The sequence below is a fragment of the Salinisphaera sp. Q1T1-3 genome (assembly GCF_003602005.1).
In the GTDB taxonomy this organism is placed as follows: Bacteria; Pseudomonadota; Gammaproteobacteria; order Nevskiales; family Salinisphaeraceae; genus Salinisphaera.
Genome location: NZ_QZWD01000017.1, coordinates 12,598 through 31,327, shown reverse-complemented (window position 1 = coordinate 31,327; position 18,730 = coordinate 12,598). Strand labels below are relative to the sequence as shown.

Here is an 18,730-nt window from a genome sequence, read left to right as displayed (position 1 = left end):
CGGTTGCCGGATCGCCCGGCTCAGTACGCATCGGTGGCATGACGAACGACGTGCACGGCCCCGTTGTCGGCGCGGTTGAGCACGCTGTAGAACCGGGTCTGGCTGTTGCCGACCGTGATTCGTCCGGCGACCAGAAAATAGTGCGTGCGAATGTCCAGATTGATGCCTTCCGGCTGCTGACCGGCCATCGGCCCGGCCTGGTCGAATTCGTCGACCGTCTTCCAGGGGCGCTTTGCGCGTTCGTCGACGAGATCCGCGCCGGCGTTCTGTGGCATGTTTTCGGTCAGGGCCTGCAGGACGGGCGCCGGTGCGGTGTTGACGTTGATCGCGGTCTGCGTGGGCAGCGTGGCGATATAGGGCAGCAGGGCACGATAGATTGCCGGCGTGACCCCGCGCACGGCACTGAGCTCGCTCGGCGAGGTCATCAGCGTGTTGCCGGTGCGATAGGCCGGATCGAGGCCGAGATAATAATTGTCTTCGGCACCGTAGGGACGCGTCGCCTGGATATCCGAGTCGATCCAGTCCCGGGTCGACTGGGCGATCGTCTGGGCCGTGACCGGGTCGGTATCGGTCACGGTGACGATCAAGCGCTTGAAATAGGCCATCGTGGCCTCGGCATCGCCAAGGACCAGATCGTTGAGATTGAATCGTCCCTGCAGATCGATGATGCGTCCCGAGATCGACCCGCCATCGATCGGAAGATAGTCGACGGGCTGGGCCCATTGCTCGTTCAACGAATCGATTTCCGTATGCAGGGCGTCCTCGCGGAGCTTGGCGCCGAGCCAGTTCTCGATGCCGATGCCGTACCACCAGTCCTGCTGAGCGTTCCAGATGTTACCCGAACGCTGGAGCGCCAGATTCATGTCGGCAATCATGCGGGTCGTGATGATGGCGGTCAGGGCCATGATCAGCATGGCCGTCAGCAGGGCGACGCCGTATTGTCGTTGTCGGGCGCCGTTCACGGTCGGGACCCGGCGATCATGTAGCGCATGCGCAGCCGCCCCCACTGGGCAGTATCCAGCGTCAGCTCGATGGCAACCGGTGGTTTCAGCGCCCGGGCATTGGCGGCCGGAGCGCTGTTTCCGTCATCGCTTGCCGCATCGAGCGATGGATTTCTCTGGCGGTCGTCCGGCGGCCAGCGATCCTGCCACTGGCCGTTGTCGTCCAGGTAGCGCCATTCCAGCTGATTGACGCCGTCCAGCAGGTTGTTCGACACGGGCACGCTGTCCTGGGACTGGTCGAGCACCCGAAAATATTGGCGTACCAGATGGCCGCCTGCGTCGAGCTGGTAGTGCACGCGTTGCAGCGTACTGCGGGCTTCGCCTAGCGGGTTCGGCCAGCCGGCGCGCGTCACGTAAAGCCCGGTTTGCGGGCTGCCGAGCACGGCGGGTTGCACATCGCCGTAGCGGTCTCGTACGGGCCGGTCGACCGTCTGTTCGATATCCTGCTGCAGCCGCCAGAGCGCCATCTGCAGATGCTTGGACCGATCCAGCGCTGCATCGACGGATTCTCGACTGGCAATGACCGAGGACAGCCCGCCGTAGGCGATCGCTGCCATGACGGCGAAGACCGCGATCGCGATCAGCAGTTCGATCAGCGTGAACCCGCGCTGCGATGCAGACGATGCGCTCAATTCCTGCTCCCCGCGACGCCGCCGTTGTTATCGGCGCGGCCGGCACGATCCTCATTGGACGCGGCCTTCGGATGTTGCGTGAGGAAGCCGCTCAACAACATGACGGCATCGTCGGCGGGCTGGCCGGTTTCGGGATCGACCGTGTAGACACGGATGTCCACGCGGCGCACCTGCGGGTCCGGTGAGGCCTGGATCGTGGCGACCCAGTGCCAGGTCTGGTCGGCCATGCGGACATCGTCGGCCTGGGTCCCGACGCGTGGCCAGTCCGCGGCGATCTGGTAGGTCACGAGCTGGTTGCGGGCGACCCATTGGGCGATCGTGCGATCGCGGATATACGTGGCGTAGTCGGCGTTCTGGGCGCCAGCGGACACGAAAGCCACGAGCGCAATCGCCAGCACGGCCAGCGCGATCAGCACCTCGATCAGCGTGAACCCGCGTGCCGCCGATTTCATCGCTCGATCCGCTGCATGGTGATGTCGCCGTTCGGCGCGCCGTCGATATCGAAACGATGGTCGACGTCATCGGCCGAGAGTTCGAGCCGGAATGGCAACAGTTCGCCGCTGGACAAGAACAGGGCCGCTGGCAACGGCGGGTGGTCGTCCTGACGTGCCTCGGCGCGTTGTTCTGCCTGTTCCCGCGCCTCGCCCGGCGTCGGCGGCACGGGCGAGGGCGGTAGCGTCAGCGTCCCGCTCTGGCGATTGGCCTGCCGGCCTGATTCGTTCTGGCCGTCCAGGCTCAACCGGTCCAGATGGATACCGTCGCCCAGACGTCGCGGGCGTAGCGGTGAATCCGGTCCGGTAATGGTTTTCCAGCCGGCCTCGTTGAGCTCGACGAAGCGATACCCGTCGCGCCCGATTTCCAGGCCGATGGTATGGCCTGACAGAATCGCTTCATCGGCGGCGGTCTGCACGAGCGCGCTCAGGCGCTGGGATTCGTCGTTCAGACGGTCGTCGGCGCCGGTCGGGTTGATCGAGAGCGTGGCGAAGGAGAGCGCGACGCCGACGATCACCAGAACCACCAGGATCTCGATCAGCGTGAAGCCTGCCGTCGATCGAGACGATGCCCGGGATGAACCGCTCCGCACGAAACCGACGCGGCCTACTGCGAGTCGCTGTCGATTGTCCAGTTGCCGATATCGGCATCCGGACCGCTGCCGCCTTCCTGATTGTCGCGGCCGAGCGTATAGATATCGATCGGGCCGTGCTGGCCGGGATTGCGGTAATGATAGACATTACCCCACGGATCCGTCGGGATCTGGTCCAGATAGCCGCCGGATTTCCAGTTGCGGGGCTCTGGCTGGCTCGTCGGTTTGTTGACCAGGGCAGCCAGGCCCTGCTCGGTCGTGGGATAGCGATAGTTGTCCAGCCGGTAGAGCTTGAGCGCAGAGTCCACGGCCTTGATGTCCTGGCGCGCCTTGGCTTCGCGTGCAGCGTCCGGGCGGTCGATGATGTTGGGCACCACGATGGCCGCCAGAATGCCCAGGATCACCACCACGACCATGATCTCGATGAGCGTGAAGCCGCGCTGGGCCGGGCGGGAAATCGATTGTTGTCTGCGGGCCATGAGGCAGCCTCCGGATCGGGTCACTGGACCAACTGGTTGAGATTGAAAACAGGCAGGAGAATGGCGAGGACGATCATCAGTACGACGCCGCCCATCGCCAGAATGACGGCCGGGCCGAGTATGCCCATCACGCCTTCGCGCAGGGTTTCGACTTCGCGATCCTGGTGGTCAGCCGCCCGGCCGAGCATCATATCGAGTGCGCCGGACAGCTCACCGTTGGCGATCATGTGCAGGGTGATCGGTGGGAACAGATCCTCACGCCCGAGCGCGCGGTGAATGGCATCGCCTTCGCGAACGCGCGTGGCTGCCCGCGAGATGGCCTCGCGCATCGGGATGTTGGTCACGACCTCGGCGCCGATCGTCATGGCATCCAGGGCCGGTACGCCGCTTCGCGTGAGGATGGCCAGCGTCCGGGTGAAGCGGGCGGTATTGACCCCCCGGGCGAAGCGGCCGATCAGAGGCAGTCGCAGGACCAGATGATGAAACCGACGCTTGAAGCCCGGTCGACGCATGCCGTATGCGAAGGCCGCTATGGCGGCAGCCAGTCCGATCGCGAGTAGCCAGCCCCAGTCCCGTAGAAAATCGCTCATCGAGATCAGCGCGACCGTGAGCGTCGGGAGCTTGGCGTGAACGCTGTTGAAGGTATGGACCAGCTTCGGCACCACCGTCGACAACAGCGCGATCACGATGCCGATCGAGACGACCACGAGAAACGCCGGATAGATCAGTGCGGCCAGAATCTTCTGGCGCAGCGCCTGTTGTTCCTCGACGTAGTCGGCCAGGCCGTTGAGGACTTCATCGAGATGGCCGGACTGTTCGCCGGCCGCTGCGGTGGCGCGATAGAGCTGATCGAAGCTGTTGGGAAAGTCGGCGAGCGCATCGGCGAAGGTATTGCCTTCGACGACCTGCGATCGCACTCCGGCGATGATGCGACGCACCCGATCGTTTTCGGTCTGTTCGGCGACCGCCTTGAGCGCTTCCTCCATCGGCATGCCTGCGTGTGCCAGCGTGGCGAGCTGCCGGGTGAAAAGGGCGAGCTCGATGACCTTCATGCCGCGATTGAAGGCGAACGGCGATTTCTTGACGCCCGGCGTACGACGATCCGAGACCTCGACAACCTCGATCGGCGTCAGCCCGCGTTCGCGCAGCTGCGCACGAACGACGCGCGGGGCATCGCCTTCCAGCACGCCTTTCTTCTGACGGCCCCGGGCATCGAGTGCGGTGTATTCGAATGCGGCCATGAATCAGGGCCCGAGCGACGCGATGCAAGACGAGACAGGCCAATGATGCGCAGGCGGTATCAGCATCGTGGCTAACCCTCGCGCGTGACGCGCAGAACTTCCTCGAGCGTCGTCTTGCCGGCAAGCACGTTGGCGCGGCCGTCGGCACGGATGCTGGGCGTCGACTTGCGGGCCTGGGCCTCCAGGGCGTGTTCGGCGGCCTGTTCGTGGATCATGTTGCGCAGTTCGTCATCGACGACGACCAGCTCATAGATGCCTGTACGCCCGCGGAAGCCGCTGTGATTGCAGCCCTCGCAGCCGCCCGGCCGATGCAGGGTCGGCGGATTGTCCGGGTCGGCCTTGAGCAGCTCGCATTCGCGACGATCCGCGGTATAGGGCATCTTGCACTCGGGACACAGGGTGCGCACCAGGCGCTGGGCCATGATGCCGATCACCGAGGACGACAACAGAAACGGCTCCACGCCCATGTCGCGCAGCCGGGCGATCGCGCCCACGGCCGTGTTGGTGTGCAGGGTAGAGAGTACGAGATGCCCGGTCAGCGATGCCTGGACCGCGATCTCGGCGGTTTCCAGATCACGGATCTCGCCGATCATGACCACGTCAGGATCCTGGCGCAGGATCGCACGCAGGCCACGCGCGAAACTCATGTCGACCTTCGAATTGACTTGCGTCTGGCCGATCCCGTCCAGATAGTACTCGATCGGGTCTTCGACGGTCATGATGTTGCGCGTGCGATCGTTGATGCGCGTGATGCCGGCATAGAGCGTGGTCGTCTTGCCCGAGCCGGTCGGCCCGGTGACAAGGATGATGCCGTGTGGCTTGTGCACGAGCTCGTCTATGGCCTGCAGCGTGTCGCCCGGCATGCCGAGCTGCGGCAGATCCAGCCGGCCGGCCTGCTTGTCCAGCAGACGCATCACGACGCGCTCGCCGGTGCCCGAGGGAATGGTCGAGACACGTACGTCCACCGGGCGGCCGGCGATCCGGACCGAGATGCGACCGTCCTGCGGGATGCGTTTTTCCGCGATGTCCAGCTTGGCCATGACCTTGACGCGGGAGATCAGGCGCGGGGCGAGCTGGCGCGGCGGGCTGAGCACTTCGCGCAGTACGCCGTCGACGCGAAACCGCACGGTCAGGCGTGACTCGAACGGCTCGATGTGGATGTCCGAGGCGTTTTCCTTGATGGCCTCGGTCAGCAGGGCGTTGATCAGCCGGATGATCGGCGCATCGTCCGAGGATTCGAGCAGATCGGCCGGCTCGGCGAGAGCACGGGCGGCATCCGACAGGTCCAGATCGTCGTCCATGCCCTCGACGATCTGGCTCGATTCGTTGTCGCGATTCTCGTAGTCGTTCTGGAGTATCGCCTCGAACGCCGCGGCCGAGACCGTTTCCACCTGAAGCTGGCGGCGGGTGTGGCGTCGCACCTCGAGCAGGGCAGAGGCGTTGACCGGCTCGCGAGCGATCACACGCACCGAGGCGTCGTCCCAGTCGCCGAGCATCACGCCGTAGCGCTTGGCGAAGGCAAAGGACAGGCGTTCCAGTCGCGTCGGGGACTCTTCGGCAGCGTGCGCCGGCGGCGTTTCGAGCGGCGCCGCCGGTTGCGCGATCGGCTCGAGCGTCAGCTCTTCGGCATTCTCACTCATGCTCGACTCTCCTGCGATCGGCCTCGATCGCCGTGCTCAGTATTGATCGCCCCGACGCTTGTCGCTGGATGCATCCGAACCCGCCGGCAGTGACTGCTGGGGCTGGCCGAGGTCGTTGTCGCCGCTGTTATTGAAGCGGGCGGAGGCGTTGGCCCCGCTGTCGAAGTTCTCCATGGGGGGCAGTTGCGGCCGTTTCTCATTACTCATGAGCGGCAGTCGTTTTCGGGACTGCTCCATCTGCAACGCGCGCAGGTACTTGTACTTTTCGGCGCTGTAGCGGCTCGATTCGCCGTCGCCGCGCAGGATGGTCGGCCGTATGAAATTCAACAGGTTGCGTTTCGTGCGATCGACGCCGTTATAGCGGAAGAGTGCACCGAGGATCGGGATATCGCCCAGCACCGGCACCTGGTTGTGGGTAACCTGCAGGTTGTTGTCGATCAGCCCGCCCAACACCAGGATCTGGCCGTTCTGGACCTCGACCGCGGTCTGAAGCGAGCGGCTGTTGGTGATCAGGCCGGCATTGCTCGTCTGCTGGGCACTCGGTGCGATCGAGGAGACTTCTTCATCGATGGTCAGCTGGATCGTATCGCCGGCGCTGATCTGCGGGATGAAGGCCAGTTGCAGGCCCACATCCTCGCGGTCGATGGTCTGGAACGGGTTGGTGCCGTCGCCGCCACTGGTGCCGGTGGTATAGCTGCCGGTCACGAACGGCACCTTCTGGCCGACCTTGATCTGGGCTTCTTCGTTGTCGCGCGTGATCAGCGACGGCGTCGACAGCACGTTGGTATCCACGTTGTTCGACAGGGCGTTGATCAGCAGCGCGAAATTGACCTCGCCGTTGGTGCTGCCGAGCGCCACGTTCAGCCCCTGCTGGATGAGGTTGAGCGGCGTGCCGTCGGCGGCGGCCTGACCGATCGAACTCAGGGTCTCGGAGTTGAGAATACTGGCGGCAGCCGGCCCGCCATCCTTGAGCGCGGCGATGTTCACGCCCAGCTGTTTGGACTGCTGGATGCCGATTTCGGCGATGATGCCCTCGACCAGCACCTGACCGCGCCGGATATCCAGCTTGGAAATGATGTGCTTGATCTTGCCCATCTTGTCCGCTGGGGCATGGATGATCAGCGCATTGGCGCCGGCCTCGGCGATGACGGCGACATCGCTGTCGCTGCCGCCGCCGCTGGAGATGCCCTGCACACTGCCGCCGGCGTTGGACGAGCCGCGGTTGATGCGGCCACTGTTGCCGAAGGAGCTGCTGCCGCCGTTGCCGAAACCGCTGTTGTTGTCGCTATTGCCGAAGCCGCCGCCCGTGCTGCTCAGGCCGCGGTTGCGCGAACTGCCCGACGAATAGCTCTGGCCGGTGGCATAGGCCTGTAGCACCGGGGCCAGCGTTTCGGCATCGGCATAGTTGAGATAGATGACCGCGGTATCGCCGGCATCCTGCGATTTGGTGTCCATGTTCTGGATCACTCGGCGCAGCTTGGCGCGTTCGCGGGCGCTGCCGGAGATGAGCACGCTGTTCGTGCGGTTCAGCGCGACCACGCTGCTGGCGCCGTTCTTCTGGTCGCCACCGGAAAGCTTGCCGATGGCTTCGGCGACATCGTCGGCGTTGGCATTGTCGAGATGAACCTGATCGACGCTGGACGTGCCGTTGGCGTCGATCCGGTGCACGATCTGGGTCAGGCGGCTGACGTTGGCCTCGCGATCGGAGATGACCAGTGAGTTCGAGGCCGAGTACGCCGCCAGATGCCCGTACTGCGGCACCAGGGGGCGCAGAATCGGCACCAGTTGATCGGCCGGCACGTTGTCGACGTGGATGACCTTGGTGACCACATTCTCATTGGTGATCGGGCTGGCCCCGCCAAAGCCGCCGTCCTGCTTGGCATTGATCTGCGGAATGATCTTGGTGACTTCGCCCGAGGGCACGGCCGCAAAGCCGTGAACGTCGAGTACCGACAGGAACGTCTGGTAGAGCTCGGCCGGCGTCATCGGCTGGTTGGACAGTACGGTCACATCGCCCTTGACCCGCGGGTCGACGACGAAATTGCGCCCGGTGACCTCGCTGACCGTGGCGATCAGCGTCGTGATGTCCGCGTTCTTGAGGTTGAGTGTGAACGTATCGTCGCCGGCGCTGCTGACGCCGGTCGGCGTATTCGATATACCGGTCTGCGCCAGAAGGAGCGGGGAGGACACGGCCAATACGGCTGCAACACCGAATGGCGCGATATGACGGCTCAGTCGTCTCATTGGAAATCCACGCGAACCGTGCGGGACTGTCCGCCGTCCTGGACAGTGATGGTGGCACTGCTGGCGTGCGCCAGGTTGCCGAGCATCTTGAGCGACGCCGCCGGGTTGTCCAGCGACTGGCCGTTGATCGCGGTCACGAGTTCCCCACTTTTTAACCCTGCCTTGTCAAACAAGGACTTATCTTGTCCCGGAAAGATCCGGTAACCCACGAGATTGCCGTCTTGCCGTTCCGGCTGCAAGCGGATGTAACGCTGTGCGCTGGACGGGTCGGCCATGATCTTGCGTCGCACGTCCGATAACTGCGAGCCCAGATCGCCGTTCGAGGACGGCGAGCCACCGGCCGACGCGGTGTCTGCCTGGCCCCGGGAAGACCGGGCGGTCGCGCTCGGACTGGCCTGGCGCTGCAGTCCCGTCAGCGACTGGGCTTTTTTCACGCTTTCCAGCGTCAATGTCTCGAAGCGGCCGTTCCGGTCGAGGATCACCTTGGCCGGATAGATGGCATGCAGTTCCACTCCGGAGACGATGGATTGACCGACCCGGTACCCGTCCTGCTCGTTCTGCGGATTCTTGATCAACGCGCGCGACTGGTTTCCCTGACTGTCGGCGATGATGCCGGTGAGCGTCAGATTCAGATGGGTTTCCGGGGCGTTGCGTTCCTTCTGTTTTTCCAGATCCACGTCGACGATCTTCTGTTCGCCGAAGATATGAGCGCTCGCGATCGCCTCGACATCGATCTTGTTTTCGTTGGCTGCCCGCGAATTGCTGCTGGCATCCGCCGGTGCGATGGCTTCCGGCACGCTTTGCGGCCACACCAGCCAGAACAGGTGCGCGAGTGACAACGCCAGCAATGCGATCAGCACTACGTTGGCGATATCGGGCAAGCGCGCGAGCCAGCGCTGGGCTTGCGGAGACAATTCGATCGACATGGGGGGGAGTCTACCTAACCTCATGCTTCATTAGGATGTATCCGAAAGTGGCAAGCCGCATCGATGGTCGTGTTTGCCGCGCTCCAAGGGGCGCGTAGACTACGCGCGAATATCGGCGCCAATCTAGACCGGATGTATCTGCGGTATTTCGGCTTCGAAAGTCATCCCTTCGCTGTCACGCCCGATCCGGCGTTCCTGTATCTGAGCGCGAGCCATCGCGAGGCGCTTGCGCATCTGCTCTACGGCGCGGGGGAGGACGGCGGTTTCGTCTCGCTGATCGGCGAAGTCGGCACCGGCAAGACGACGCTCATCCGGGCGGTGGCCGACAGCGATCCGGCCGATCTCGACATTGCGCTGTGCTGGAATCCACAGCTCGAGGTCCGCGAGTTCGTGGCCACGATCTGTGACGAGCTGGGTGTCGAGCCCAAACGGGATGTCGATACCAGTCTGAAATCGCTGGTCGACCGACTCAACGCGCATCTGCTGGCCACGCATGCCAACAACCGACGCACGGTGCTCATCGTCGACGAGGCACAAAATCTGTCGCGCGACGTGCTTGAGCAGCTGCGCCTGCTGACCAACCTGGAGACGCACAAACACAAGTTACTGCGGATCATCCTTGTCGGCCAGCCGGAACTGGGGACGCTGCTCGCGCGACACGACCTGCGTCAGCTCGCCCAGCGCATTACCGCGCGATTCGTGCTGCGTCCGCTGGGGCAGGCCGAGACGCGGGCCTATGTCCAGCACCGCCTGGAGTGTGCCAACGGACCGCAGCATCTGTTCTCCCGTGGGGCGACCACTGCGTTGCGGCTGGTGACTGGCGGCGTGCCGCGGCTGATCAACATGGTCTGCGAGCGCGCGCTCATGGGGGCGTATGCCTATGGTCGTTCGCACGTCGGCACCTGGACGGTGCTGCGCGCTGCCGCGGAGAGCCTGCCGCGATATGCCATGCCCCGTCCGTGGCGCTGGTGGCGGCTGGCACTGCCGACCGGGGCGATGGCAGCTGCCGCAGTCGTCGTCGCACTCGCCTGGCTGCCGGACATCCCGTTGACGAACGCGGCTGAAGGCACGCCCAGCGGCGAGCAAAGCGAACAAACGGGAGCGGCCGAAAAGACCCCGGAGGCCTCGGCGCCGGAAAGGAAAACCGATTCGGACAAGCCGATTGTCGAGTCGAGCCGCGATCTGCTGGCCGGATTGCTCGGCGGTCATGAGCGTACTGCAACCGCTGGTGATTTCGACACGCCGAAGATCCAGACCGCCGCCGGAGACAGTGGCGGCGCCGATGATGGTGACAAGAACGCCACTGACGCACAGGCGCCGACCGAAGTCGATCGCGACGGGAATACGGCAAGGAATGCGACCGATATCACGCGCAGCCGCAATGGCAGCCAGACGGCGCTGAGCGCGACGCTGCCCGGCGGCAATGCCGACATGAACCAGATGCTGCGTCTGTGGGGCGTGTTCGGTTCTCAGGTGCACGCCGGCTGTCAGGTCTTGCGGGTGGGCGATCTGCGCTGTCTTGCCGACAAGGACACCCTGGACGTGGTGCGGCGCTACAATCGCCCGGCCCTGCTCGAATTCGAGACCGACGGGGAAAAACGCTCGTTGCTGCTGACCGCGCTCGATGATCGGAAAGCCACGCTCGTCGGCGCCAACGGCACGCGTGACGTGTCGCTCGCCACGCTGGAGCAACAATGGGATGGCCGGTTCCGCGTGATCTGGCGTGCGGATGCCGGCGTTCGGCTCATCCAACCGGGATCCGTCGGCCAGGCCGTGGTATGGCTGCGGCAGCGTCTCGATGCGATCGACGGTGAGAATTCGGACAATCGCGCCGGCAAGCCATCGCCAATCTATGACGCCGCGCTCGGCGATCGGCTCAAGGCGTTCCAGCGGACGCGTGGTCTCGATCCCGACGGTATCGCCGGGCCACGGACCCAGATGATGCTCAACGGCGCAATGCGCTCGCCTGGAACACCGCAGCTCGGGGTTCCGCGCGCTGCGAATGATCGATGAAACATCAAGGCGTGTCGGACGCTGTGTTGTTGCCGCGCCGCGTTTCGCCGATGATGCATGCCCGTCCGGCGAGTCGGGGCCACCGGCGCGGATACCGAAGCCCGGCGGCCCGGTCGAGGCGTGTCGCGCCGCGGTCGCCGGGCGTCCGCCCGGGGCAGAACGGCACAGGCCGGAGGACCGGGATCGATTCTTGCTGCGTGCCGATGGCGTGGCGTTGCGAGCACAGGGGGTTCGGTGTCCTACCTCGTTGATGCACTGAAAAAAGCCGAGCGCGAGCGTCATGCCGGTCAGGCCGGCGATCTGCATCGGGCCGCGACCGCGGCGACATACGGACGGCGCGGCACGAGCGGGGCATGGCGCTGGCTGATCGCGGCCCTCGTGGCCAGCAACGTCGGGCTGGTGGTCTATGCACTGCGGCCGCAACCGGCCGGTGAAGCGGCGTCCTCTGCGACGGCCGCGCCGGCTCAGGCACAGGCCAGGCACAATGATGCAGACACCATGGCCCTGGCACAGGCAGCGTTGCAGCCACGCGACCGCGTGGCACCCGAGTCGCACGATGCGCCGGACGCCGCTGCCATGTCGGTGACACGATCGGCGCCGCTATCCGGACGGAACAGCACCTCGACGTCGGGCGCCACGTCGGCCCAGCCCGCGTCAGATGGTGACGGGTCGGTGCGCTACTCACGTGTTCCATTGACCGGTGATGCGGCCCCGCCCGCCGAGACGGCCGCTGCCGCGACGGCGGCGCCCGACGCGGATTACTCGGCTGCCTCGGACGATGATTCCGTGCCGATGCAGGCCGATGTCTCCGTGCCGGCCGTCCGGATCAACGGTCAGCTCTACAGTTCGGTGCCCGGACGCAGTTTCATTCTCGTCGACGGTCGCCGTTATCACGAGGGAGAGCGATTGAAGGCCGGCCCGGCGGTCGAACAGATCGAACCGAGTGGGGCCATTCTCAATTTTCAGGGACAGCGTTATCGGGTTGCGGGCCCGGGTTGAACCATGCGATGCATCGTCGTTATCGGCGTCGGCTTGTTGATTGCGGTCGCAAGCATGTCGGCGACGAGCCAGACCTTGCGCTGTGGCCGTCAGCTCGTGACGTTAGGCGACAGCACGGCGCGCGTCGCGCATATCTGCGGTGCGCCGGATTTTCGCGATCCGTGGATCGGCAACGGCGCACTCGGGCCACCGCTCATGGAGTGGACCTACAACAGTGGGCCGCAGCAGCTCATCCAGGTCATCCTGTTTCGCGGCGATCGAGTCGTCGACATCGGTACGGGTGGCTACGGTTTCAATACAGACGGGCGGTTTCCGCCCAGCGGTTCCTGCGAGCCGGGGCTGATCCACCCGGGGTTGAGCAAGTATCGACTGCTCAATGCCTGCGGGCCGCCGATCTCGAATACCGGATGGTATGTCCTCTCATCGCGTCTGGACGGCCTGGGGTATCGCATTCATCGATCCGGGCGCCGCGGTCCGCTGGTCTTCCGCGAGCGCTGGACTTACAACTTCGGTGACAACCGATTCATCCGGTATGTGACGATGGACAATGCCCGGGTGACGGATGTGGCGCGCGGCAAGCGTGGCTTCGATCGCTAGGGCCTGTTGAGATTTCGTTCGAGCGCCTTTTCGTCGAGAGGCCGCCGTGTGTCCGGCAAGGCGCGAGTCGCCGATCGTGGTGTGCCGCGATCCAGGCTCGCAACGCCGCCGGGCGCCCATCGTCGATTTTTCATGGGCGACCCAACCCTTCGGGACAAGCGCCCCAAAATCAAGAACACGACGGCAATACAGCGTTGTCGCCCGCGGGTGCAGAATGACTGCACGGCGCGCACTACGCCTCGTCTTGCCGCCCATCGTCAATGTCAGGGCGCGCTTGGCGCGGACTCGCACGAAACATCAACCGGCCCTAGAGCGCATCGTCACGAGATAGACCGTGGCAACCGCGGCCAGGCGGCGACAAGACAGGGCATGGTGAGCATGGCTGGCCCGACCGCGTAAGCGCGCGGCAACGTCGGATTGCAGGACGACCCCGGGCTCTTCAGATGGCGCAATTTGGCCCTGGCATGACCAAGGCCGGCGCGATGCGCCTTGCCGGATCACCATTTGGGGCAGCAAGACGACCCGCGCGAACAGCGTTGACAGGCCGTGGGGGCGCTACATCGATCGGGCACAAAAAAACCGGCGCGCGGCCGGTCATTGAGTCTTCGACGCAAACAGTTGTCATAAAAAGAGCCTTTGGATGGCTCCCCGGGACGGGCTCGAACCGCCGACCTAGTGATTAACAGTCACCCGCTCTACCAACTGAGCTACCGGGGAACTGTTTGTGTCGTCTTCGTCGTTTCCCTAACGAAGGCCGCGTATCCTAGGGCAAGGATTCGGACTTGGCAACCCTTGATTTGAAAGCGACTTGTCGACGGTGCGTCGGGTCGCCCGGGTTGGGCGTAGTCGGAAGGGATTCCAGTGCTGGACGGATCCCGGGCTTGTATTCGGCGCGCGCGCGCCAAGGTTGAACGGTATGGATAAGACACTGCAGCTCAAAGCCGACTGGTCGCCGGCCGGCGACCAGCCCACCGCGATCGAGGGGCTGGTCGAAGGGCTCGGCGACGGCCTGGCGCATCAGGTACTTCTCGGTGTGACCGGTTCCGGCAAGACGTTCACGATGGCCAATGTGGCCATGAAAGCCAATCGGCCCATGCTGATCATGGCGCCGAACAAGACATTGGCTGCCCAGCTCTACGGCGAGATGAAGGAATTTTTCCCGGATAACGCGGTGGAATATTTCGTCTCCTATTACGACTATTATCAGCCGGAGGCCTACGTGCCGTCGTCGGATACCTTCATCGAGAAGGATTCGTCGATGAACGAACACATCGAGCAGATGCGGCTGTCGGCGACCAAGGCGCTGATCGAACGTCGGGACACGATCGTCGTGGCCTCGGTCTCGGCGATCTACGGTCTCGGTGATCCGAGTTCGTATTTCGCGATGATGCTGCACCTGGACCAGGGTGAGCAGATCGGCCAGCGCGATATCGTCAAACGTCTGACCGAGTTGCAGTACACCCGTAACGACATGACGCTGGAGCGCGGGACCTATCGTGTGCGTGGCGAGATCATCGATGTGTTCCCGGCCGAATCCGATGAGGAGGCCGTGCGCATCGAGCTGTTCGACGACGAGATCGAGCGGCTGTCCTATTTCGATCCGTTGACCGGCACGGTCAGCCAGAAGGTGCCGCGGCTGACGATCTACCCCAAGACGCACTATGTGACGCCGCGTAATCGCATTCTCGATGCGATGGATCAGATCAAGGAGGAGATGCGTGAACGGGTCAAGTATTTCGAATCGCAGAACAAGCTGATCGAGGCCCAGCGCATCGAGCAGCGCACCATGTTCGATCTCGAGATGATCAACGAGATCGGGTTCTGTTCCGGTATCGAGAACTATTCACGCTACCTGTCGGGCCGGGCCCCGGGTGAGCCGCCGCCGTGTCTACTCGATTATCTGCCCGATGATGCGCTGATGGTGCTCGACGAGTCGCACGTCACCGTTCCGCAGATCGGCGGGATGTACAAGGGCGACCGGGCACGCAAGGAGACGCTGGTCGAATACGGTTTCCGTCTGCCGTCGGCCTTGGACAACCGGCCCCTGAAGTTCGAGGAGTTCGAGAACATCGCGCCACAGCGGATCTATGTCTCGGCCACACCAGGGGCATACGAGATCGAGCGCGCCGACAACACGGTCGAACAGGTGGTGCGACCGACCGGTCTGGTCGATCCCGCGGTCGAGGTGCGCGGGGCCGATACCCAGGTCGACGATGTGTTGTCGGAGATCCGCGAGGTCATCGCCAAGGGCCAGCGCACGCTCGTGACCACGCTGACCAAGCGCATGGCGGAGGATCTGACCGAGTATCTGCACGAGGCCGGTGTGGCGGTGCGGTATCTGCATTCGGATATCGATACCGTCGAGCGCAGCGAGATCATTCGTGATCTGCGGCTCGGGGAATTCGATGTGCTGGTCGGGATCAATCTGCTGCGGGAGGGGCTGGATATCCCCGAGGTGGGGCTGGTCGCCATTCTGGATGCCGACAAGGAGGGTTTTCTGCGTGGCGAGCGCTCGTTGATCCAGACCATCGGGCGCGCGGCGCGCAACGTCGAGGGTCGGGCGATCCTGTATGCCAACCAGACGACCGGCTCGATGCGCAAGGCGCTCGACGAAACCGAGCGGCGCCGGGCCAAGCAGCTGGCCCACAACGAGACGCACGGCATCACGCCGCAGACCATTCAGAAGAAGGTCGCGGATGTGATGCGCCACGGGTACGAGGACTACAGCGAGGTCAAGGAGAAGAAGAAGGTCGCCGAGGTCGGCGCCGACTACGCGAAGATGTCGGCGACGCAGCTGGCCAAGGAGATCGAAAAGCTCGAGAAACAGATGTTCAAGCACGCCGAGAATCTCGAGTTCGAGGAGGCGGGCAAGATTCGCGATCAGATCGGCAAGATTCGCGAGCACGCCCTTGAGCTGCCGGCGAAGGCCGGCTGAACCGGATTGTCACCGGCACGTTGTCGCAGCACAGTCAGCCGGCGCCAGCGGCGCCATGACGCGACGCGCAAGTGAAGATGCGATTCGTGCAGGGTAGTCCGTTCGCCGCGGGAACGAAATTTTTTTCGTCCGAGGGTTGCCTAAACCGGGGGGTGCCGTTATTGTTTCGCACCTCGGAAGGCGCGTAGCTCAGTTGGTTAGAGCGCTACCTTGACATGGTAGAGGTCGGTGGTTCGAATCCACTCGCGCCTACCAAAGCCTTCGAGAAAGCCGCTGCGGTTCGCCCGGGCGGCTTTTTCTTTGTCGGTCGTATGTATCGCGGCCGATGATATCGTCAATACACACGCGGCCCCTGGTATCGGCCGCCACTGAAAAGGAAAGCAGCATGCCTGCCATTACGCTTCCCGACGGCTCCATCAAGTCCTTCGATCATCCCGTGACGGGCATGCAGGTCGCCGAATCGATCGGCGCCGGCCTCGCCAAGGCGACGCTGGCCGCGCGCATCGATGGTGAGCTAGCCGATGCCTGTGTACCGATCGAGCAGGATGCCCAGGTCGCCCTGATCACCGCGCGCGACGCGGAAGGGCTCGACATCATCCGGCATTCCTGCGCGCACCTGCTGGGCCAGGCGCTCAAGACGTTGTATCCGGATGTCCAGATGGCGATCGGCCCGGTCATCGACGACGGTTTCTATTACGACATCAACATCGGGCGCACGCTGACGCCCGAGGATCTCGAGACGATCGAGGCCCGGATGCACGAGTTGGCCAAGCGCGACCACGAGGTGATCCGCGAGGTCGTCACGCCGGAAAAGGCACGAGCCACGTTCGAGGCGCGCAACGAGCCCTACAAGCAGGCGATCGTACGGGATATTCCGGCCGGCGAGACCATTGCCCTGTACCACCACGAAGACTACGTGGACATGTGCAAGGGCCCGCATGTGCCCAATTCTCGTCACCTGCGCCATTTCAAGCTGATGAGTCTGGCCGGCGCCTACTGGCGCGGGGATTCGGACAACGAGATGCTCACGCGCATCTACGGCACGGCCTGGGCGAGCGAGAAGGATCTCAAGGCCCATCTGGCCTTCCTCGAGGAAGCCAAGAAGCGGGATCATCGTCTGATCGCGCGCAAGCAGGATCTCTTCCATATCCAGGAAGAGTCGCCGGGCATGATCTTCTGGCACGATCGCGGCTGGCAGATCTATCTGCAGATCACCGATCACATCCGTGGCCGTCTGGACCGCGAGGGCTATCAGGAAGTCCATACCCCGTCGCTGATCGATCTGTCGCTCTGGGAGAAATCCGGCCATGCGGCCAAGTTCTCCGACGACATGTTCATGACCGGCTCGGAGGATCGTCAGTTCGCGGTCAAGCCGATGAACTGTCCGGCCCACGTGCAGATCTACAATCGCGGCCTGAAGAGTTATCGTGATCTGCCGCTGCGCATGGCCGAATTCGGCTCCTGTCATCGCAACGAGGCCTCCGGCACGCTGCATGGCCTGATGCGGGTACGCGGTTTCACCCAGGACGATGCACATATCTTCTGTACCGAGCGCCAGATCGGTGCGGAGGTCGCCAAGTTCATCGACCTGCTCTATGAGGTCTACGCGGACTTCGGCTTCACCGATGTGCTCATCAAGCTCTCGACGCGACCCGAGCAGCGGGTCGGCTCCGACGAGATCTGGGACAAGTCGGAAGCGGCGTTGCAGGCCTGTCTCGAGGATAAGAATCTCGCCTTCGACCTGCAGCCGGGCGAGGGGGCCTTCTATGGGCCGAAGATCGAATTCTCGCTGCGGGATTGCCTGAACCGGGTCTGGCAGCTCGGCACCATGCAGCTCGATTTCTCGATGCCCGAGCGTCTGGGCGCGGAATACGTCGATGAGAACGGCGATCGGCGCGTGCCCGTGATGCTGCATCGGGCGATTCTTGGCTCGCTCGAGCGTTTCATCGGCATCCTGATCGAGCACTACGCGGGTTCGATGCCGCTGTGGCTGTCGCCGCTGCAGGTGATGGTGCTCAATATCACCGATGCACAGGCCGACTACGCGCGTGAAGTCGTCGAAAAACTCCGGAACGCTGGAATTCGCGTCGACACGGACTTGAGAAACGAAAAGATCGGCTACAAGATCAGGGAGCACACGATGCTTCGCGTGCCATATCTGCTTGTGGTCGGGGATCGCGAGCGGGAGGCAGGTGCTGTCGCCGTCCGAACGCGAGAAGGCGAGGATCTGGGCAGTTTGACGCTGCCCGAATTCATCGAACGGGCAAAACAGCAGATCGCGGAGCGAAATTGACCACAGGTCGGTGGCCCGGCGCGCGTCGTTCGTATATAATCGCGCGCTCGCTGATGAGTCAGCGCTGACTCATCAGCCGCCGGCTGAGCAAGGAGGATACCGAAATCGCTGCACAAAAGGATCGCCGCAACGACGCGATCACGGCCCGGGAAGTGCGAGTCATCGATCCCGAGGGTGAACAAGTCGGCATCATGTCGATTGATGACGCGCTCGCCAAGGCGGGTGAATTCGGCCTTGATCTCGTCGAGGTCTCACCGAACGCCACGCCGCCGGTCACGCGCATCATGGATTACGGCAAGCATGTCTTCGAGAAGAAGAAGACACAGCAGGCCGGCAAGCAGAAACAGAAGCAGACGCAGCTCAAGGAAGTGAAGTTCCGCCCGGGTACCGACAAGGGCGACTACAACATCAAGCTGCGCAAGCTCAAGGAATTCCTGGAAGACGGCGACAAGATCAAGATCACGCTGCGCTTCCGTGGTCGCGAAATGGCACACCAGGAGCTCGGCATGGAGCTCATGGAACATGTCCAGGGCGACCTAGAGGAGTGGGCACAGGTCGAACAGCGCCCGGAAATGCAGGGGCGCTTGATGACCATGGTGATGTCGCCGCTCCGCGGTGTGTCGAAGCACAGCAAGAAGTAGCGACA

Annotated in this window: 15 protein-coding genes and 2 tRNA genes; 7 read left to right on the top strand and 10 right to left on the bottom strand. The window is 63.6% G+C overall.

Annotated elements, in window-relative coordinates:
• Nucleotides 1-20: 20 nt before the first annotated feature.
• The 9 genes from gspK to gspC form a co-directional block, all read right to left on the bottom strand.
• Nucleotides 21-962, bottom strand: coding sequence for a type II secretion system minor pseudopilin GspK (gene gspK, locus D3260_RS14280; protein WP_233544091.1), 942 nt, complete (start codon nt 960-962; stop codon nt 21-23).
• Nucleotides 959-1,633, bottom strand: a complete 675-nt coding sequence (gene gspJ, locus D3260_RS14275; RefSeq protein ID WP_120099288.1) for a type II secretion system minor pseudopilin GspJ — start codon at nt 1,631-1,633, stop codon at nt 959-961. The genes gspK and gspJ overlap by 4 nt, the downstream gene beginning before the upstream one ends.
• Nucleotides 1,630-2,085: a type II secretion system minor pseudopilin GspI gene (gspI, locus tag D3260_RS14270; RefSeq protein WP_120099287.1), complete on the bottom strand. Its 456-nt coding sequence runs from the start codon at nt 2,083-2,085 to the stop codon at nt 1,630-1,632. The genes gspJ and gspI overlap by 4 nt, the downstream gene beginning before the upstream one ends.
• Nucleotides 2,082-2,717, bottom strand: coding sequence for a type II secretion system minor pseudopilin GspH (gene gspH, locus D3260_RS14265; RefSeq protein ID WP_158583550.1), 636 nt, complete (start codon nt 2,715-2,717; stop codon nt 2,082-2,084). Before gspH ends, gspI begins: the two co-directional genes overlap by 4 nt.
• 14 nt (nt 2,718-2,731) lie before the next feature.
• Nucleotides 2,732-3,196 (bottom strand): type II secretion system major pseudopilin GspG, encoded by a 465-nt coding sequence (gspG, locus tag D3260_RS14260; protein WP_120099321.1) that lies wholly within the window; start codon nt 3,194-3,196, stop codon nt 2,732-2,734.
• A gap of 20 nt (nt 3,197-3,216) precedes the next feature.
• Nucleotides 3,217-4,437, bottom strand: a complete 1,221-nt coding sequence (gspF, locus tag D3260_RS14255) for a type II secretion system inner membrane protein GspF (RefSeq protein ID WP_120099285.1) — start codon at nt 4,435-4,437, stop codon at nt 3,217-3,219.
• A gap of 71 nt (nt 4,438-4,508) precedes the next feature.
• The gene (gene gspE, locus D3260_RS14250; protein WP_120099284.1) at nt 4,509-6,077 is read right to left on the bottom strand and encodes a type II secretion system ATPase GspE; all 1,569 of its coding nucleotides are present in this window, start codon (nt 6,075-6,077) and stop codon (nt 4,509-4,511) included.
• Nucleotides 6,078-6,113: 36 nt separating this feature from the next.
• Complete coding sequence (gene gspD / locus D3260_RS14245; protein ID WP_120099283.1) at nt 6,114-8,321, bottom strand: type II secretion system secretin GspD; 2,208 nt, start codon at nt 8,319-8,321, stop codon at nt 6,114-6,116.
• Nucleotides 8,318-9,247: a type II secretion system protein GspC gene (gene gspC, locus D3260_RS14240; RefSeq protein WP_120099282.1), complete on the bottom strand. Its 930-nt coding sequence runs from the start codon at nt 9,245-9,247 to the stop codon at nt 8,318-8,320. The genes gspD and gspC overlap by 4 nt, the downstream gene beginning before the upstream one ends.
• Nucleotides 9,248-9,310: 63 nt before the next feature.
• Between gspC and D3260_RS14235 the strand changes: the two genes are divergently transcribed.
• The 3 genes from D3260_RS14235 (at nt 9,311) to D3260_RS14225 (ending at nt 12,856) form a co-directional block, all read left to right on the top strand.
• Nucleotides 9,311-11,260, top strand: a complete 1,950-nt coding sequence (locus D3260_RS14235; RefSeq protein ID WP_233544090.1) for an ExeA family protein — start codon at nt 9,311-9,313, stop codon at nt 11,258-11,260.
• A gap of 234 nt (nt 11,261-11,494) precedes the next feature.
• Complete coding sequence (locus tag D3260_RS14230; protein ID WP_158583549.1) at nt 11,495-12,259, top strand: general secretion pathway protein GspB; 765 nt, start codon at nt 11,495-11,497, stop codon at nt 12,257-12,259.
• Between the two features lie 54 nt (nt 12,260-12,313).
• Complete coding sequence (locus D3260_RS14225; RefSeq protein ID WP_233544089.1) at nt 12,314-12,856, top strand: DUF2845 domain-containing protein; 543 nt, start codon at nt 12,314-12,316, stop codon at nt 12,854-12,856.
• Nucleotides 12,857-13,497: 641 nt separating this feature from the next.
• Here the strand turns inward: D3260_RS14225 and D3260_RS14220 are convergent.
• Nucleotides 13,498-13,573 (bottom strand) — tRNA-Asn (locus D3260_RS14220).
• A gap of 199 nt (nt 13,574-13,772) precedes the next feature.
• Here D3260_RS14220 and uvrB point away from each other — a divergent pair.
• The 4 genes from uvrB to infC all read left to right on the top strand — a co-directional run bounded on the left by uvrB (nt 13,773) and on the right by infC (nt 18,725).
• A complete protein-coding gene (gene uvrB / locus D3260_RS14215) occupies nt 13,773-15,791 on the top strand; it encodes an excinuclease ABC subunit UvrB (protein ID WP_120099278.1) in 2,019 nt (672 codons plus the stop codon).
• A gap of 178 nt (nt 15,792-15,969) precedes the next feature.
• Nucleotides 15,970-16,046 (top strand) — tRNA-Val (locus tag D3260_RS14210).
• Between the two features lie 130 nt (nt 16,047-16,176).
• Complete coding sequence (thrS, locus tag D3260_RS14205; RefSeq protein ID WP_120099277.1) at nt 16,177-18,084, top strand: threonine--tRNA ligase; 1,908 nt, start codon at nt 16,177-16,179, stop codon at nt 18,082-18,084.
• Nucleotides 18,085-18,188: 104 nt separating this feature from the next.
• The gene (infC, locus tag D3260_RS14200; RefSeq protein ID WP_199671528.1) at nt 18,189-18,725 is read left to right on the top strand and encodes a translation initiation factor IF-3; all 537 of its coding nucleotides are present in this window, start codon (nt 18,189-18,191) and stop codon (nt 18,723-18,725) included.
• The last annotated feature ends 5 nt before the right edge of the window (nt 18,726-18,730 follow it).

Excerpts from the sequence above, each read along its gene's own strand:
- gspI (WP_120099287.1), bottom strand. The coding sequence starts at position 2,085 with ATGAAATCGGCGGCACGCGGGTTCACGCTGATCGAGGTGCTGATCGCG.
- gspG (WP_120099321.1), bottom strand. The coding sequence starts at position 3,196 with ATGGCCCGCAGACAACAATCGATTTCCCGCCCGGCCCAGCGCGGCTTC.
- gspF (WP_120099285.1), bottom strand. The coding sequence starts at position 4,437 with ATGGCCGCATTCGAATACACCGCACTCGATGCCCGGGGCCGTCAGAAG.
- gspE (WP_120099284.1), bottom strand. The coding sequence starts at position 6,077 with ATGAGTGAGAATGCCGAAGAGCTGACGCTCGAGCCGATCGCGCAACCG.
- gspD (WP_120099283.1), bottom strand. The coding sequence starts at position 8,321 with ATGAGACGACTGAGCCGTCATATCGCGCCATTCGGTGTTGCAGCCGTA.
- gspC (WP_120099282.1), bottom strand. The coding sequence starts at position 9,247 with ATGTCGATCGAATTGTCTCCGCAAGCCCAGCGCTGGCTCGCGCGCTTG.
- D3260_RS14235 (WP_233544090.1), top strand. The coding sequence starts at position 9,311 with ATGGTCGTGTTTGCCGCGCTCCAAGGGGCGCGTAGACTACGCGCGAAT.
- D3260_RS14225 (WP_233544089.1), top strand. The coding sequence starts at position 12,314 with ATGTCGGCGACGAGCCAGACCTTGCGCTGTGGCCGTCAGCTCGTGACG.
- uvrB (WP_120099278.1), top strand. The coding sequence starts at position 13,773 with ATGGATAAGACACTGCAGCTCAAAGCCGACTGGTCGCCGGCCGGCGAC.
- thrS (WP_120099277.1), top strand. The coding sequence starts at position 16,177 with ATGCCTGCCATTACGCTTCCCGACGGCTCCATCAAGTCCTTCGATCAT.